At 60.7% G+C, this 15,349-nt stretch carries 16 protein-coding genes and 1 tRNA gene; 11 read left to right on the top strand and 6 right to left on the bottom strand.

Features of this window, described 5'->3' with window-relative positions; translation table 11 throughout:
• Window positions 1-43 precede the first annotated feature (43 nt).
• Genes soxB through BM131_RS11490 form a run of 5 tightly spaced genes read left to right on the top strand, consistent with a single transcriptional unit; the run spans window position 44 to window position 5,029 of the window.
• Window positions 44-1,744: a thiosulfohydrolase SoxB gene (soxB, locus tag BM131_RS11510; protein ID WP_090189586.1), complete on the top strand. Its 1,701-nt coding sequence runs from the start codon at window positions 44-46 to the stop codon at window positions 1,742-1,744.
• A gap of 9 nt (window positions 1,745-1,753) precedes the next feature.
• Window positions 1,754-2,185 (top strand): DsrE family protein, encoded by a 432-nt coding sequence (locus tag BM131_RS11505; protein ID WP_090189584.1) that lies wholly within the window; start codon window positions 1,754-1,756, stop codon window positions 2,183-2,185.
• A 27-nt stretch (window positions 2,186-2,212) separates the two neighbouring features.
• Window positions 2,213-3,478, top strand: coding sequence for a sulfite dehydrogenase (gene soxC / locus BM131_RS11500; RefSeq protein ID WP_090189582.1), 1,266 nt, complete (start codon window positions 2,213-2,215; stop codon window positions 3,476-3,478).
• Window positions 3,462-4,574, top strand: a complete 1,113-nt coding sequence (locus BM131_RS11495; RefSeq protein ID WP_090189580.1) for a c-type cytochrome — start codon at window positions 3,462-3,464, stop codon at window positions 4,572-4,574. Before soxC ends, BM131_RS11495 begins: the two co-directional genes overlap by 17 nt.
• A 29-nt stretch (window positions 4,575-4,603) precedes the next feature.
• Window positions 4,604-5,029, top strand: a complete 426-nt coding sequence (locus BM131_RS11490) for a DUF302 domain-containing protein (RefSeq protein ID WP_090189578.1) — start codon at window positions 4,604-4,606, stop codon at window positions 5,027-5,029.
• A 48-nt stretch (window positions 5,030-5,077) separates the two neighbouring features.
• On the opposite strand, the gene BM131_RS11485 is transcribed toward BM131_RS11490, so the two are convergent.
• The gene (locus BM131_RS11485; RefSeq protein ID WP_090189576.1) at window positions 5,078-5,998 is read right to left on the bottom strand and encodes an MBL fold metallo-hydrolase; all 921 of its coding nucleotides are present in this window, start codon (window positions 5,996-5,998) and stop codon (window positions 5,078-5,080) included.
• A 63-nt stretch (window positions 5,999-6,061) separates the two neighbouring features.
• Complete coding sequence (locus BM131_RS11480) at window positions 6,062-7,114, bottom strand: YeeE/YedE family protein (protein WP_090189574.1); 1,053 nt, start codon at window positions 7,112-7,114, stop codon at window positions 6,062-6,064.
• A gap of 182 nt (window positions 7,115-7,296) precedes the next feature.
• On the opposite strand from BM131_RS11480, the gene BM131_RS11475 reads away from it, so the two are divergent.
• The 4 genes from BM131_RS11475 to BM131_RS11460 all read left to right on the top strand — a co-directional run bounded on the left by BM131_RS11475 (window position 7,297) and on the right by BM131_RS11460 (window position 12,476).
• The gene (locus BM131_RS11475) at window positions 7,297-8,739 is read left to right on the top strand and encodes a DUF6880 family protein (RefSeq protein WP_090189572.1); all 1,443 of its coding nucleotides are present in this window, start codon (window positions 7,297-7,299) and stop codon (window positions 8,737-8,739) included.
• Window positions 8,740-8,790: 51 nt separating this feature from the next.
• Entirely contained in the window at window positions 8,791-10,011 is a 1,221-nt protein-coding gene (locus BM131_RS11470) for a bifunctional alpha/beta hydrolase/OsmC family protein (protein ID WP_090189570.1), read from the top strand.
• A gap of 147 nt (window positions 10,012-10,158) precedes the next feature.
• Window positions 10,159-11,067 (top strand): beta-keto acid cleavage family enzyme, encoded by a 909-nt coding sequence (locus BM131_RS11465; protein ID WP_090189569.1) that lies wholly within the window; start codon window positions 10,159-10,161, stop codon window positions 11,065-11,067.
• Window positions 11,064-12,476: a carnitine 3-dehydrogenase gene (locus BM131_RS11460; protein ID WP_090189568.1), complete on the top strand. Its 1,413-nt coding sequence runs from the start codon at window positions 11,064-11,066 to the stop codon at window positions 12,474-12,476. Before BM131_RS11465 ends, BM131_RS11460 begins: the two co-directional genes overlap by 4 nt.
• On the opposite strand, the gene BM131_RS20730 is transcribed toward BM131_RS11460, so the two are convergent.
• The 4 genes from BM131_RS20730 to BM131_RS11445 all read right to left on the bottom strand — a co-directional run bounded on the left by BM131_RS20730 (window position 12,473) and on the right by BM131_RS11445 (window position 13,744).
• A complete protein-coding gene (locus BM131_RS20730) occupies window positions 12,473-12,694 on the bottom strand; it encodes a 3'-5' exonuclease family protein (protein ID WP_342713966.1) in 222 nt (73 codons plus the stop codon). The two genes, BM131_RS11460 and BM131_RS20730, sit on opposite strands and share 4 nt — an antisense overlap.
• Window positions 12,695-12,703: 9 nt before the next feature.
• Window positions 12,704-13,057: an exonuclease domain-containing protein gene (locus BM131_RS20725; RefSeq protein ID WP_342713965.1), complete on the bottom strand. Its 354-nt coding sequence runs from the start codon at window positions 13,055-13,057 to the stop codon at window positions 12,704-12,706.
• Window positions 13,058-13,245: 188 nt separating this feature from the next.
• Window positions 13,246-13,321, bottom strand: a tRNA-Ala gene (locus tag BM131_RS11450).
• A gap of 96 nt (window positions 13,322-13,417) precedes the next feature.
• On the bottom strand, window positions 13,418-13,744 hold the full coding sequence (locus BM131_RS11445; protein WP_090189567.1) for a TIGR02300 family protein: 327 nt from the start codon (window positions 13,742-13,744) through the stop codon (window positions 13,418-13,420).
• 110 nt (window positions 13,745-13,854) lie between these two features.
• On the opposite strand from BM131_RS11445, the gene BM131_RS11440 reads away from it, so the two are divergent.
• Together BM131_RS11440 and BM131_RS11435 are read left to right on the top strand one after the other, a co-directional pair.
• Entirely contained in the window at window positions 13,855-14,541 is a 687-nt protein-coding gene (locus BM131_RS11440) for a M48 family metallopeptidase (protein ID WP_090189565.1), read from the top strand.
• 32 nt (window positions 14,542-14,573) lie between these two features.
• The gene (locus BM131_RS11435) at window positions 14,574-15,221 is read left to right on the top strand and encodes a GntR family transcriptional regulator (protein WP_090189563.1); all 648 of its coding nucleotides are present in this window, start codon (window positions 14,574-14,576) and stop codon (window positions 15,219-15,221) included.
• The last annotated feature ends 128 nt before the right edge of the window (window positions 15,222-15,349 follow it).

Genomic DNA, 15,349 nt, shown 5'->3' with positions numbered 1-15,349 from the left:
TTATATTCCAAATCGTGAATAAGTTTACCAAAGGACCGCGCCCATGATCTCTCGTCGTGATTTCCTGCAGGCCAGTGTGGCGGCATCCGCCATCATCGGCGCGTCCGGGTTTGGCCGCTGGGGCCGTCTGGCCGCGCAGCAGGCGCTGACGCAGGACCAGTTGTTGCAGTTCGATACCTACGGCAATGTGTCCCTAATCCACGTCACTGATATTCACGCGCAGCTCAAGCCGATCTATTTTCGCGAACCGTCTGTGAACCTTGGCGTCGGCCCGAACAAGGGAGAGGTGCCTCACATCACCGGCGCCGACTTCCGCAAGCTTTATGGTATCGATGATGGGTCCGCGTCGCACTATGCGCTGTCGTCCGGCGACTTTAGCGCGCTGGCGCAGGGCTATGGCAAAATGGGCGGCCTTGACCGGGTCGCCACGGTTATCAACGCTATCCGCGCCGACCGCCCGGATGCGATCCTGCTGGATGGCGGCGACACATGGCATGGCTCCATGACGTGTTACGAGACGCAAGGCCAGGACATGGTCAACGTCATGAACCTGCTCAAGCCTGACGCCATGACCTTCCACTGGGAATTTACCCTTGGGTCCGACCGGGTGCGCGAAATCGTCCAGGATTTGCCGTTTGCAGCCATGGGGCAGAACATCTTTGACGCCGAATGGGACGAGCCCAGCGAGGATTTCAAACCCTACGAATTCTTTGAGCGCGGCGGCGTAAAGGTCGCCGTGATCGGTCAGGCCTTCCCCTATATGCCCATCGCCAACCCCGGCTGGATGTTCCCCGAATACAGCTTTGGTATCCGCGACGCGCATATGCAGGACATGGTCAACGAGGTGCGCGGCATGGGTGCCGAACTGGTCGTCTGCCTGTCGCACAACGGCTTTGACGTGGACAAAAAGATGGCCGCAAATGTCACCGGCATCGACGTCATCCTGTCTGGGCACACCCACGACGCGCTGCCAGAACCTGTGCTGGTCGGCGAGACGATCATCGTCGCCTCTGGTTCGAACGGGAAATTCGTCAGCCGGGTTGATCTGGATGTGCGCGATGGCCGCATGATGGGTTTCCGTCACAAGCTGATCCCGATCTTCTCTGACGTCATCACCCCTGACGCAGAAGTGGCAAAAGCCATCGACGCCGAACGCGCGCCGTTCAAAGACCGGCTAGAGGAAGTCATCGGGCGCACCGACGACACCTCTTTGCTGTATCGGCGGGGCAATTTTAACGGCACATGGGACGACCTGATCTGCAACGCTCTGCTCGACCAGCGCGATGCGCAGATCGCCTTGTCGCCCGGCGTACGCTGGGGGCCGTCGATCTTGCCCGGTTCTGATATCACGCGCGAAGACATCTGGAACGTCACTTCGATGACCTACGGCAAGGCCTACCGGTCCGAAATGACCGGCGAGACGCTGAAGCTGATCATGGAAGACGTGGCCGACAACCTGTTCAACCCCGACCCCTACTATCAGCAGGGCGGCGACATGGTTCGCGTCGGCGGCATTGGTTATAAGATCGACATCACCAAACCTATTGGAGAGCGGATTTCCGACCTGACGCTTTTGGCAACGGGCGAGGCGATTGACGCCGCCACGCCATATGTCGTCGCCGGCTGGGCCTCGGTCAACGAGGATACCGAAGGGCCGCAGATCTGGGATGTGGTCGAGGATTACATCGCATCACAGGGCACCGTGTCGGTGCCCGACAACACCAACGTCGTCGTTGTTGAATAGGGGAACATCATGAAGACCTTTGCACTCGCAGGATTGCTGGCCATCACCGCCACCTTTGCCATGGCGGAAGGGGTCAACCACAAGGTCGCCGTCCACGTCGACGAGAACGATCCGCAGGTCATGAACATGGCCCTGAACAATGTCGGCAACCTGATCAGCTATTACGCAGAGCAGGGCGATACCGTCACGGTCGAGGTCGTTACCTACGGCCCTGGCCTGATGATGCTAGTCGAAGGGGAAAGCCCCGTCGCCGACCGCATCGCCGCGATGACCTTGGCAAATGACGGCCTGACCTTCGCTGCCTGTGCCAACACATTGGCCGGGATGGAGAAAAAGGCGGGCCACGACATTCCCCTGATGTCAGAGGCGACGGTCGTCCCCTCTGGCGTCGTGCAACTGATCACCCTGCAAGAAGATGGATACGCCTACGTGCGGCCCTAGGGCCCGTTGGCCGAGAAGGAGAGAGACATGGAACACTACAAGGGCTTGAAGCCATCCCGCCGCAATTTTCTGACAGGGGCTGCCGCTGTCGGCGGTGCGCTGGCCGGATCGCGGTTGTCGGCGCAAACCGCCGATCCGCTGATCGTAAACCCGCAGCCGTGGCGCCAAGACCTTGGCGCTGGCGTTGATGCCGCGCCCTACGGTGTGCCGTCAAAGTTCGAGGCTGACGTCATCCGCCGCGACGTGCCGTGGTTGACTGCTGACGCCGTCAGCTCGGTCAACTTTACGCCGCTGCACGCGCTAGACGGGATCATCACACCGAATGGGTTGTGCTTTGAACGTCACCACGGCGGCGTCGCCGTGATTGAGCCGTCAGAGCATCGCTTGATGATCAACGGTTTAGTGGACAAAGAACTGGTCTTCACGATGGAAGACCTGATGCGCTTCCCCCGCGAAAACCACGTCTATTTCCTGGAATGCGCCGCCAACTCCGGCATGGAATGGGCTGGCGCGCAGCTGAACGGCTGCCAGTTTACCCACGGCATGATCCACAACGTGCAATACACCGGCGTGCCCCTGCGGCTGCTGCTGGAAGAGGCCGGCGTGAAGACCGAGGGGAAGTGGATCATGGTCGAAGGCGCTGACGCCGCTGGCATGAACCGCTCTATCCCGATGGAAAAAGCGCTGGATGACTGCCTGGTCGCCTTCAAAATGAACGGCGAGGCGCTGCGCCCCGAGCAAGGCTATCCCCTGCGGCTGGTCGTGCCGGGTTGGGAAGGCAATATGTGGGTCAAGTGGATCCGCCGGATCGAAGTCGGCGACCAGCCTTGGCACGCCCGCGAGGAAACCAGCAAATATACCGACCTGTTGGCCAACGGCGTCGCGCGTCGCTTCACGTGGGAAATGGACGCAAAATCCGTCATCACATCGCCGAGCCCGCAAGCCCCGATCACCCATGGCAAAGGCCCGCTGGTCATCACAGGCGTCGCATGGTCCGGCCGCGGTACGATCCCGCAGGTGGACGTGACGACCGATGGCGGCATGAACTGGCACAAGGCCCGCATGTCTGGCCCTAGCTTCGATAAATCGATGCATCGTTTCTATTATGAAATGGACTGGGACGGCGCGCCGCTGCTGCTGCAAAGCCGGGCGCATGACAGCACCGGATACGTGCAGCCAACCAAGGACGCGCTGCGCAAAATCCGCGGCGAAAATTCAATCTACCACAATAATGGTATCCAGACTTGGGCCATCGATGCTGACGGAAAGGCTGAAAATGTCGAAATCTCTTAATCTCGCTGCAGCCCTACTGACCTTTGCCACCGCCGCCGCCGCGCAAGACGTGGCACCGTCAAAGGACGGCGGATATGGCATCGGCCGCGCTGCGATGCCCGAAGAAGTCGCTGCTTGGAACACCGACATACGCCCCGATGGCATGGGCCTGCCTGTCGGTAGCGGCGATGTGCTGACGGGCGAAGATATCTACGTCGAAAACTGCTCTGTCTGCCATGGCGACTTTGGCGAGGCTGTCGGTCGCTGGCCTGTGTTGGCAGGCGGTGGTGGTACGTTGGAAAACAAGGATCCGGTCAAGACTGTGGGCAGCTACTGGCCCTATTTGTCGACCGTGTTCGACTACGTGAACCGCGCCATGCCTTTTGGCCACGCAGCCTCGCTCAGTGATGATGAAACTTATGCGCTGACGGCCTATATCCTTTATCTGAACGATCTGGTGGATGATGATTTCACCCTGTCGAACGAAAACTTCACCGAAGTGTCCATGCCGAACGTCGATAACTTTATCGACGACGACCGGGCAGAGACGGAGTTTCCGATCTTCATGGCTGAAGCCTGCATGGAGAACTGCAAAGACAGCGTCGAGATTACGATGCACGCCAGCGTGGTCGATGTGACGCCAGAGGAAACGGCCGCCAAGGCAAACGAGGCCGCCGCAGAAGCAGCCGCTGTTGAAGCCCCTGCTGCCGAGCCTGTCACCGAAGCCGCAGCAGAGCCAGCAGCCGAACCTGAACCAGCAGCAGAGCCCGCCCCGGTGGTTGTCGCTGCCGCTGATCCGGCCCTTATTGCGGACGGCGAAAAAGCATTCCGCCAGTGCAAATCCTGTCACATGGTGGGCGAGGGGGCACAAAACCGCGTCGGGCCAGAGCTGAATGCGATTATGGGCCGCACCGTCGGTGCCATCCCTGATTTCCGCTATTCGGACGTGTTTCAGGATGCGATGGCCGCGGGCGAGGTTTGGGATAACGACAAGCTGCACGCCTTCCTTGCCAACCCCAAGGACGCGATGCCCGGCACCAAAATGTCGTTCCGCGGCGTGCGTGACGCCGCCGATATCGACGCACTGATCGCCTATCTGCAAAGCGCCAGCCCATAAGGCAGCGCATCACATAAAGGACCAGTCCCATGCGTAAATTTGCCCTCGCCTTTGTCCTTGTCGCCAGCCCCGCGCTGGCGCAACAGGCCACCGTCTATGACTATGACGGCAGCTTTGACGACGCGACCTTTGGTGTTGAAACTGCCATTGTGGGGCGGGGGCTAGTGATCGATTGGACCAGCCACGTCGGGGAAATGCTGGAACGGACCCGCGCCGATGTTGGCAGCGACGTCGTGATCTATGACAATGCCGATATCTTCATGTTCTGCTCTGCCACGTTGTCCCGCAAGGTGATGGAGGCTGATCCCGCCAACATCGCCTATTGCCCCTACGGCGTGTTCGTCACTGACAAGGACGGTAAAGTGCAAGTCGGCTACCGCAACCAACCCGAAGGCGTCATGCAAGACGTGCAGGCGCTGCTGGACGACATCGCGCGCGAAGCCGCCGGGCAATAGGAAAAGGGGCCGCCCTGCCGGTCAGGCCGGCGGCCCCTTCCGCGTCCATTAGGTGAGCGGCTCAAATCGGAACGCATTCCCGTCCCGTACCGCCCGGCCAAGTCCGGGGGCGGGTAAGTGGAACCCGGCAAAAACGGTGCCTGTATCTGCCAATTGCGCCAATAGCGCAGCGCGGGTTTCGGCCCCTTGCGCGGTGTCCTGATCGGACCCGTTCGGCCAATCGGGCCGGACAAAAGCGATGTGGTGATTGGCAATACAATCGCCCAGCACCATCACGGTCTCTTCTTCTGTTGCGATTTCAAACGCCATATGACCGGGGGTATGCCCGTGGGTGGCGCGGGCAGTGATACCCGGCAGGACCTCATCGCCATCGTTGAACAGATTGATGCCCTCGGCCAGTACCTCTAGCCTGCGGGCGGCCCCGACGGCAAAGGTCAGGCGGTCGGCGGCAATCGTATCGGGCAGGGCGGGGTCGGTCCAATAGTCCCACTCGATCTGCCCCATATGATGCTGGGCATTGGCAAAGAGTGGTTCGTCGAAATCGTCCAGCGCGCCCCACAGATGGTCAGGGTGGCCATGGGTAAAGACAACGTCTGTGACGTCCTCTGGCGTGATCCCCAGCGCATCCATCGCGGCCATCAGATGCCCGGCGGTTGGCATGAAATCTGGGCCAGAGCCTGCGTCGAACAGCACGGTGCGATCGTCACCCCGCCAAAGCGTCAGGTTGCAATCTGGCAGCAGCGAAGCCGCGCCAGCCAGACCGAAAGGTTCCAGCACGGCGTCCGCCTCGGCCACGGGGATATCGCCCAGCACGAAACTGCGCGGCAGCATCAGGTGACCATCGCTCAGCGTATCAAGCATGCCCGCGCCCAGGCTAAGCGTGGTATTCGCCCAGGCGATACGCGGCAGCACCGCGCTGCCAGCCACTGCAATCACCCCCGAAATCAATGTCCGCCGCGAAATCTTCATGGTCGCCCCCTCATATTCGTATCTTTGAATGATAGCAGGGTGGCTGTCATCGGCAAAGCGAATTTAGGCGATCCGGGCAAAGCCTGTAATCAATTGGCGTAGCCCGATCCCGGCCCCGGCAAAGATGCCAGCCATGACCAGCGGCGCCGAATAGGCCAGTACTGAAATCGCGGACAGACCTTGACCGATGCTGCATCCCATTGCCAGCACTGCGCCAACACCCATCAACGCGGCCCCGGCAATCTGGCGGCGCAATTCCCGCGGATCTTCGCAGGCTTCCCAGCGGAAATGGCCTTTGACCAGCGACCCGATGAACGCCCCCAACAGCACACCAAGGACAGAGCCGATGCCGAACGACAAGGAACTGCCGGACGCCGTCATCGCGTAAAGCATGGTCTCGCCCAAGGGGGCGGCAAAGGTGTGGGATTCCACGACTGTCGGCGCAAAGCCTGCGACCGCGACCCACTGCGTGCCCGCCCAGCCCGACACAATCGCCAGCCCGACACAGACGCCCCAAAAGACAGCCCTTAGGTTTGACCGGAAAGGGGCCGCAGACAGTGTCATTGCCAGAACGGCAGCCCCGATGGCGATGCCAATGCCGTTGACGGGCAGACCTGTTAGTCCCGACAGTTCTTGCGCAATACCCGGTGCCGCGTCGGCTGGCGTCTGCGCAAAGGCCGCGACACGCAGGTAAGCCAGCGGGCCAGAGATTGTCGCAAATGCGGCCAATCCCATGACCAAAACGATGACGAAGGACCGCAGGTCACCGCCGCCGAGCCGCGCCAATGCGCCGTAGCCGCAGTTGCCCGCCAGCGCCATGCCGTAGCCAAACATCAATCCGCCAAGGATGCTGGCCAGTGGTTGAAAGGCAAAGGCTAGATAGATCGTCTGTTCAGGCTGCAGCAGCCCGGTGGCCGCAAGGGCGAAACTGCCGATGATCGCCGTGCCAATCGCTATGCCCCACATCCGCAAACGCGTGTCATCTTGCGCGTATAAGGCATCCTCGATCGCGCCGAGGGTGCAAAAACGGCCCAGCCGGGCCGCAAGCCCCAAGACCATGCCGCCAAGCAGCCCCAGCAGCGCCAGAACTGTCGGCTCTCCCATGTTGTTCATCATCCCCAGCCCTCCAACCGTAAGGACTTATAGGTCAATTCCATTCGGAAAAATATAGATCTGGGTGATCTTCCGCCTTTGTTTCCGCATCGCGACAACTTCGTGATCGGGGCGGAACCTGATTGTCGCTTTGGGTGCGATGGGGCAGTGTCATCAGGTAATTCCTGAATGCGATATCCGCGACCATGACCAAGAAGACCCTGAATACGACCAATCTGGAAAAGCTGGGCGCAGAGCGGCTGGCGGCCTTGGTGATGGATCTGGTGCAGGGAAGCGCCGCATTGCAGCGCCGCGCGCGGCTAGAGATTAGTGCCGCGCAGGGCCCGCAGGATATCGCGGTGGATATCCGCAAACGCTTTGCCATGATGCGGCGCGCGACGGCTTTTGTGAACTGGCGCAAACAGAAGGCCCTGATCAAGGATCTGGACGGTCTGTTGCAGATGATCAACGCGAACGTTGTCCCGTATAACGCAGACGAGGGCTTTGATCTGCTGTGGTCTCTCATCCAACTGGCCCCGTCCATTCACGAACGGACCGACGACAGCAACGGGGCCGTGGGCGACGTATTTCGTGATGCCATCGACGCCATCGCAGCCATCGCCCCGCGGATCAACGTCGCGCCTTTGGTGCTTGCGGACCGCATATTGGACGCCGTCGTGGGGGCCGGCTACGGCGAGTTCGACGGCATCATCCCAGCGACCTCTGCCATCTTGGGCAATACCGGGCTAGAGCACTTGAAAGCCGGTGCCAACGCATGGGCCGATGCTGCGCCCACGCCAGAAGAGGTCGAGCGATACAGCGGCTTTGGCCTGTCGCGGTCGGCAGCAGGCAGCATCCAGCGCAACAAAGACCTGACCCGGTCGGTGATCCTTGCGGACATTGCCGACGTACAGGGCGACGTCGATGCCTATATCGCGCGCTATTCGCCCCAGCAGCTGACCTTTGGCACCATCGCGCCGCAAGTGGCGCGCCGATTGCTGGACGCTGGCCGCGTTGAAGAGGCGATGCAGATTATTCGCCGCGCGATGGCCGAGGGCGGCAAGGCGTCACATGGCACCGCCCGCCATGATCTAGAACTGGTCTTTGAGGACGGCTTGAAACAGCAGGGCAATACGGCAGAGCTGACGGATCATTTGTGGCAGCGCTTTGCCCAGACACTGGACGCAGACAGCCTGCGCAGGCACCTGAAGTTGCTGCCCGACTTTGACGATATCGCCGCAGAGGACGCGGCGCTGGATCTGGCCGAACGCTTTGCCAAGCTAGAGGTCGCGATCGATTTTCTAACCGGATGGCCCGCGCTGGACCGGGCGGCACGCTTGGTGCTGGACCGCGCAAAACATCTGGACGGGGACCAGTTCGAGGCGCTGACCCCCGCCGCAGATACGCTGTCTGAAAAGCACCCGCTTGCGGCCGTGATCATCAGGCGCGCGATGATTGATGACGCACTTATCGGGGCAAAGTCCAAGCGGTACCGTCATGCAGCCCGTCACCTTGCGGAATGCCAGTCGAGCGATGCGCGCATCGATAGCTACGGCGCTTATCCGGATCACAGCGCGTATCTGGCGCATCTTCGGCAGAAACATCACCGCAAATCTGGCTTTTGGGACCTTGTTGCGCCGCCCGGCTGACAGCTTTTGAAACCGCCAATCCGCCCCAAATTTCCCGCGAAGGACAGCGTCATGAAAACCGAGCGTATCACATTCAAAGGCCATTCTGGCGACATGCTGGCCGCGCGCCTTGATCTGCCAGACGGGCCGGTGGGCGCGACTGCGATCTTTGCGCATTGCTTCACCTGCTCCAAAGATATCCCCGCCGCGCGCCGCATCGCCGCCCGCCTTGCGGCCAAAGGCATCGCGGTTCTGCGCTTTGACTTCACCGGGCTGGGCCATTCAGAAGGCGAATTCGCCAACACCCATTTTTCATCGAACGTTGACGATCTATTGCTCGCCGCCGCGTATCTGACGGATCGCGGCATGGCTCCATCGCTGCTGGTCGGTCATTCCCTTGGCGGGGCCGCTGTCATCAAGGCCGCGCCGCAGGTGCCCGGTTTGCGCGCGGTTGTCACGATTGGTGCACCTTTTGCCCCCGCGCATGTGTCGAATAATTTCGGCTCCAAGCTAGATGATATCCAAGAGCACGGGGCAGCGACGGTCAGCCTTGCCGGGCGCGATTTTACCATCCGCAAGTCATTCATTGATGACATCAGCACAGCGTCCCTGCGGGATGCGTTGCGGCACCTGAATGCCGCCTTGCTGGTGCTGCACGCGCCGCGCGATGCGACGGTTGGGATCGACAACGCGAGCGAGATTTTCATCGCTGCAAAACATCCTAAAAGCTTTGTCTCGCTTGAAACGGCAGACCATCTGATCACCGCTGAGGAGGACGCAAAATATGCCGCTGACGTGATCGCGACATGGGCGTCCCGCTATCTAGATATGCCAAAGCCAAAGGCCGCGCCGCAGGTGCCAGAAGGCGTGACACGGGTGTCAGAACGTGACCCGGACGGCCTGCTGCAAGATATTGCTGTAGGCGGGCGGCATCAGCTGATCGCGGACGAACCTGTCAGCGTTGGCGGCAAGGATCTGGGGCCGACCCCTTATGAATATCTGGCCGCGGGACTGGGCGCTTGTACCGTCATGACCATCCGCCTTTATGCGCGGCGAAAGGGCATTCCTCTGACGCATGCCGAAGTCGACGTCACCCATGACCGTGAACATCTGGCCGACTGCGAGAACTGCGAAGAGCGGGCGAACAAGACGGATGTCTTTACCCGCCATCTGCGTTTCGAGGGCGATTTGACAGAAGATCACCGCGCGGGGCTGCTGCGTATTGCAGACAAATGCCCCGTGCATCGCACCCTTGAAGCCGTTGCCGTCATTCGAACGCAGCTTGTTGATTAACTGCGGATAGGGTGCCGTACCCCCGTCGTCAGACCTAAACCAACGTCAAGGCAAAGCTTTGGGCCGTTTGACAGGAACAGGGCTTTATTGCGCATCATAAATCGTCATTCTGTATAGGCTAATAGCGACCACAGTTAGGAACGCCCGATGCCTCTGCAGATGAACCGCGATGTCTTTATTACCTGTGCGGTGACGGGGTCTGGCAATAGTCAGGACCGCTCGCCGCATGTGCCGCGCAGCCCCGAACAGATCGCGGCGTCGGCGATTGCTGCGGCAAAGGCTGGGGCGGCGATTGTGCATTGTCATGTGCGTGATCCGGGCACCGGGGTGCCATCGCGTGATCCGGCGCTGTATCGCGAGCTGTCCGAACGTATCCGCGATGCCGACGTCGATGTGGTCTTGAACCTGACCGCTGGTATGGGCGGCGACATGGTGTTCGGACCGCCCTCTGCCCCGCTACCCCTTCGCCCTGCGACTGACATGGTCAGCGCCGAAGAACGCCTTGTACATATCGAGGATTGCCTGCCCGAAATCTGCACCCTCGATTGCGGCACGATGAACTTTGCCGAAGCCGATTACGTCATGACCAACACGCCCGGGATGCTGACGGCCATGGGCGCGCGCATGGAAGAACTGGGCGTCAAACCAGAGATCGAAGCCTTTGATACCGGTCATTTGTGGTACGCCAAGCAACTGGTCAAAGACGGCGTGCTGTCGTCCCCCGCGCTGGTGCAGCTTTGTATGGGTGTCCCTTGGGGGGCGCCAAATGACCTGAACACCTTTATGGCGATGGTGAACAATGTCCCGGACGACTGGCACTGGTCTGCCTTTTCCATCGGACGCGATCAGATGGCCTATGTCGCCGCCGCTGTGCTGGCGGGCGGCCATGTGCGCGTCGGGCTAGAGGATAACCTGTGGCTGGCTAAAGGCGAGCTGGCCACGAATGAAGCGCTGGTTGCCCGCGCCGCCGGTATTATCACCGCGATGGGCGGCAATATCATGGGGCCGGATGCGGTCCGTGCGAAACTTGGCCTGACAAAGCGAGCACCAAAATGACCAATACAGCAGCGATTATCGGCGGCGGAGTCATTGGCGGCGGCTGGGCCGCGCGCTTTGTCCTGTCAGGGTGGGATGTCGCGATCTTTGACCCCGATCCAGACGCCGGCCGCAAGATCGACGCCGTCATGGCGAACGCCCGGCGGTCCTTGCCCGCCCTGTCAGAGGTGGCTTTGCCGCCGGAAGGCCAGATCAAATTTGTTCCAACGCTGGCCGAAGCCGTCGCAGATGCAGATTGGATTCAAGAAAGCGCGCCAGAGCGGCTGGAGATGAAGCACCGGATCCTGAAAGAGATCCAAACCCACTGCCGCGAGGATGCGCTGATTGGCTCCTCAACCTCTGGCTTTAAGCCATCAGAGCTGCAGCAAGGCGCGCTGCGCCCGGACCAGATCTTTGTCGCGCACCCGTTTAACCCCGTCTACTTGCTGCCACTGATAGAACTGGTGGGCAGCGATAAGACAACCGCGCGTGCCCATGACATTCTGACCCAAATCGGTATGAAGCCCCTGAAGGTGCGCAAGGAAATTGATGCGCATATCGCGGATCGCTTTCTAGAGGCGGTCTGGCGCGAGGCGCTTTGGCTGGTCAAGGACGGCATCGCCACCACGCAGGAAATCGACGATGCGATCCGCTACGGCTTTGGCCTGCGCTGGGGGCAGATGGGCCTGTTCGAAACCTACCGCGTCGCCGGAGGAGAGGCGGGCATGGCCCACTTTATCGCCCAATTCGGACCCTGCCTGCAGTGGCCTTGGACCAAACTGATGGACGTGCCAGAGCTGACGGACGAACTGGTGCAGACCATCGCCAGCCAGTCTGACGCCCAATCCGGTAGCCATAGCATCAGGGAGTTAGAGCGCATCCGCGACGACAATCTGGTGTCCATGATGCGATCCCTCAAGGGGCGCAACTGGGGCGCAGGTGCCTTGCTGAACGAACATGATGCACGGCTGGGCGCGGCAACCGAACCTGACTTCACCAAGCCCATCATCAGCGTGAACCGTACGGTCCCGGTCGATTGGTCCGACTACAACGGCCACATGAACGAAAGCCGTTATGGGCAGGTCTGGTCCGACGCCGCCGATACCGTGATGCGCATGATCGGCGCGGATGCGGCCTATATCGCGGCGGGCCTCAGCTATTTCACCGTTGATACGCACACCAAGTTCATGAACGAATGCCTTGTCGGAGAGCCGATCACCGTCGTGACCCAAATCGTCGAAGGGGCGGGGAAAAAGCTGCGGCTGTACCATGAAATGAAAAACGCGTCAGAAGATGTGGTGGCAAGCTGCACGCAACTGCTGATTCACGTCAGCCTACAGACGCGAAAGTCATGCGAGCCTGCGCCTCTGGTTCTTGAAAAGCTCGCGGCGATCGTAGCGGCGCAGGCTACGATGCAGGCGCAGTCCTAAAACGGCCACGACAATTGAATCGGCCGCGTCCGGAGCGCATCAATAACCGCGACGCCCGATGTCGCGGCCCGTGCGCGCAGCACGACCATCGCAGCAGCGCGCGCGTCCTCGCCTGCGTCGTGGTGGTCAAAATCAAGGCCAAGCTCTTGCTTTAGATTAGCAAGCCCGTGGCCGCCATTGCCCTTCAGCTCTGGCCAGGCGGCGCGCGCAATCGTCACGCTGTCGTGCTAGGTCAGGCGCGGGCGCGGCAGTTGATGGGCGCGGCAAGCCGCATTGATGGCCTTTTCGTCGAAACGGCTGTGCTGCACCATCGGATGCCGAGACAACAGTGGCACCATCGCGGGCCAAATCTGCGCGAACGTCGGCGCGCCGCGCACAGTGTCCGCGCCGATCCCGTGCAACTGCGTGTTAAACGGCGCAAATGCCATCTGCGGGTCAACATAGACCGACCACATATGGATGGTGTCATCATGGCCCACGCAGGCAATACCGATCTGACAGATGCTCGCGCTATCGCCGCAGGCGGTTTCGACATCCAGCGCAATAAACTGGAAATCGCCGTCAGGCATGTCGTCAATCAATGGGGCACCCTGCGCATCAGCGCCTCTTTTATGGCGATCAATGTGTCGCAATAGGCGTGTGGACCGCCGACATCAACAGTCGGCCGCGCATAGGGCTGAAGCCGTCGAAATGATGCCATCGCATTGCAAATTGTCAGGGACAAAACCGTGCAAAAAAATACGTTCAGATCAAAAATGGAAGGAAGGTTTGGTGGAGCCTAGGGGGATCGAACCCCTGACCTCTTGCATGCCATGCAAGCGCTCTCCCAGCTGAGCTAAGGCCCCAAACCGTATGACGCGAACCGCGTCGTCTGTGTGCCGCTGTCTATGCAGCCATCGGGGCGAGATCAAGTAAGAAATCGCGCCCCGACGAGAAGTTTTTTAATCGTCGTCGCCTTTGGCAACATCGGCGATTTCGTCAAGGCTGACGGTATCGTCGTCGTCGTCTTCCAGGACATCATCGCCCAGATCGACGTCCTCGTCTTCATCATCGTCGTCGTCCAGGACCAGATCGTCCTCTTCGTCGGCGACTTTCATCTTCTTGGTCTGCGCATCTTCAGCGTCAGCGACCATGGTCCGGGTTTTGCCAGTGTCTGTGTTCACGACACTGCCCGTGTAGGGGCTGATCACGGGTGACTTGTTTAGGTCATAGAAACGCTTGCCCGTCTCAGGACATAGGCGCTTTGTGCCCCATTCTTCTTTTGGCATGGGTTTCCCCCTTTGAATGTCGGTGCTGCCCTTGCGGCGGCCTGTTTTCCACTGCCATAAGGCAGGCACGGTGTCAAAGACCTTTGGCGCAGGCGGAACAAAGGATCCATATGGGCCGCGATCTGATTATTGGCAACCCCCCGATTACGGTGGACCTGCGTCGGTCGGCTGGCGCACGCAGATTAAGCCTGCGCGTGTCGCGGCTGGATGGCAAAGTCACCCTGACGATGCCGCCCCGCGCGCCAGAGCGCGAGGCGGTTGCGTTTTTGACCGAACGCGAAAGTTGGCTGCGCGGGCACCTTGCGGATGTGACGCCGCCTGTGTCGGTGATTGCAGCGGGCGAGGTGCTGTTTCGCGGTGCGAACCTACCGATCGTGACGGCTGGGGGGCGGCGTGCGCGAATCCGTGATGGGCAGCTGGAATTGCCGGAAGGGGCAGGCGCGCGTGCCGTGATGGCGGTGCTTAAGGCGCAGGCGCGCGATGCGTTGGCGGCGGCCTCTGATCGCTATGCGGCCCAGATCGGGCGGTCCTATGCGCGTTTGACCCTACGCGACACGCGTTCGCGCTGGGGGTCGTGTTCATCCGCCGGTGCGCTGATGTATTCGTGGCGTCTGATTATGGCCCCGCCAGAGGTGCTCGATTACGTGGCCGCCCACGAGGTCGCGCATCTGGATCAGATGAACCACAGCCCCGCGTTTTGGGCCGTCGTGGCCGGTCTGATGCCCGACTATGCGGCGCGGCGGGAATGGCTGCGCGAAAACGGGGAACTGCTTCATCGTCTGCGTTTCGATGATTGACGCCGCCGTGTGCCTGATCCCATGATCGCCCCATGATACAGCCCCGTCCGATTGCGCCCCCCGGTGCCGCCCATGACCGCGTTTTCCGCGCGTTGCGCACGCGTATCCTTCATGGTCAGATCGCGCCGGGCACAACGCTGACCTTGCGCGGCATCGCAAAGGAATATGAGGTGTCGATGACTCCTGCGCGCGAGGCCGTGCGCCGCCTCGCGTCAGAAGGTGCACTGTCGCTGTCAGCGACGGGCCGGGTCAGCACGCCGCTTTTGTCTAACGAACGAATCGAAGAGCTGGCAACGCTGCGTGCATTATTAGAGCCAGAGCTGGCATCGCGTGCCTTGCCCCGCGCGCATTTTGCCTTGATCGAACGGCTCGAGGCGATTAACCACGGCGTAAGCCAGATGGTCACCCGTCACGATGCCAGCGGCTATATCCGCATGAACCTTGAATTTCACCGCACGCTTTATCTGCGTGCGCAGGCACCGGCCATTTTGGCGATGACGGAAACCGTGTGGCTGCAACTGGGGCCGACGATGTGTGCGCTTTATGGCAAATTGAACCGCACAGACCCGCCGACGCATCACCGTTTAATCGTGGCTGCGTTGAAGGCAGGGGATGAACCCGGGTTGCGGCTGGCGGTGCGGGGCGATGTCACCAAGGGTCTGCGGCTTCTTAAAACCTAGCGATTGGCGCTGGCGGCGCAGGGGGCTGTCTGCCCCCCGGCGCTACGCGCCGTCCCCCGAGGATATTTTTAAAACAGAGAGGGCGGGCTTTTACCGGGTCTTAACCTTGTCCCGTCAATCTGGATAAG

This window comes from Loktanella salsilacus (assembly GCF_900114485.1).
Lineage (GTDB): Bacteria > Pseudomonadota > Alphaproteobacteria > Rhodobacterales > Rhodobacteraceae > Loktanella > Loktanella salsilacus.
The sequence above is the reverse complement of the archived record's forward strand: the minus strand, read 5'-3'. Positions and strand labels throughout refer to the sequence as shown.

Bases quoted from the DNA above. Each gene is read 5' to 3' on its own strand.
- BM131_RS11490 (WP_090189578.1), top strand. From the start codon at position 4,604: ATGCGTAAATTTGCCCTCGCCTTTGTCCTTGTCGCCAGCCCCGCGCTG.
- BM131_RS11495 (WP_090189580.1), top strand. From the start codon at position 3,462: ATGTCGAAATCTCTTAATCTCGCTGCAGCCCTACTGACCTTTGCCACC.
- soxC (WP_090189582.1), top strand. From the start codon at position 2,213: ATGGAACACTACAAGGGCTTGAAGCCATCCCGCCGCAATTTTCTGACA.
- BM131_RS11445 (WP_090189567.1), bottom strand. From the start codon at position 13,744: ATGCCAAAAGAAGAATGGGGCACAAAGCGCCTATGTCCTGAGACGGGC.
- soxB (WP_090189586.1), top strand. From the start codon at position 44: ATGATCTCTCGTCGTGATTTCCTGCAGGCCAGTGTGGCGGCATCCGCC.
- BM131_RS11480 (WP_090189574.1), bottom strand. From the start codon at position 7,114: ATGATGAACAACATGGGAGAGCCGACAGTTCTGGCGCTGCTGGGGCTG.
- BM131_RS11505 (WP_090189584.1), top strand. From the start codon at position 1,754: ATGAAGACCTTTGCACTCGCAGGATTGCTGGCCATCACCGCCACCTTT.
- BM131_RS11485 (WP_090189576.1), bottom strand. From the start codon at position 5,998: ATGAAGATTTCGCGGCGGACATTGATTTCGGGGGTGATTGCAGTGGCT.
- BM131_RS11470 (WP_090189570.1), top strand. From the start codon at position 8,791: ATGAAAACCGAGCGTATCACATTCAAAGGCCATTCTGGCGACATGCTG.
- BM131_RS11435 (WP_090189563.1), top strand. From the start codon at position 14,574: ATGATACAGCCCCGTCCGATTGCGCCCCCCGGTGCCGCCCATGACCGC.
- BM131_RS11460 (WP_090189568.1), top strand. From the start codon at position 11,064: ATGACCAATACAGCAGCGATTATCGGCGGCGGAGTCATTGGCGGCGGC.
- BM131_RS11440 (WP_090189565.1), top strand. From the start codon at position 13,855: ATGGGCCGCGATCTGATTATTGGCAACCCCCCGATTACGGTGGACCTG.
- BM131_RS11465 (WP_090189569.1), top strand. From the start codon at position 10,159: ATGCCTCTGCAGATGAACCGCGATGTCTTTATTACCTGTGCGGTGACG.
- BM131_RS11475 (WP_090189572.1), top strand. From the start codon at position 7,297: ATGACCAAGAAGACCCTGAATACGACCAATCTGGAAAAGCTGGGCGCA.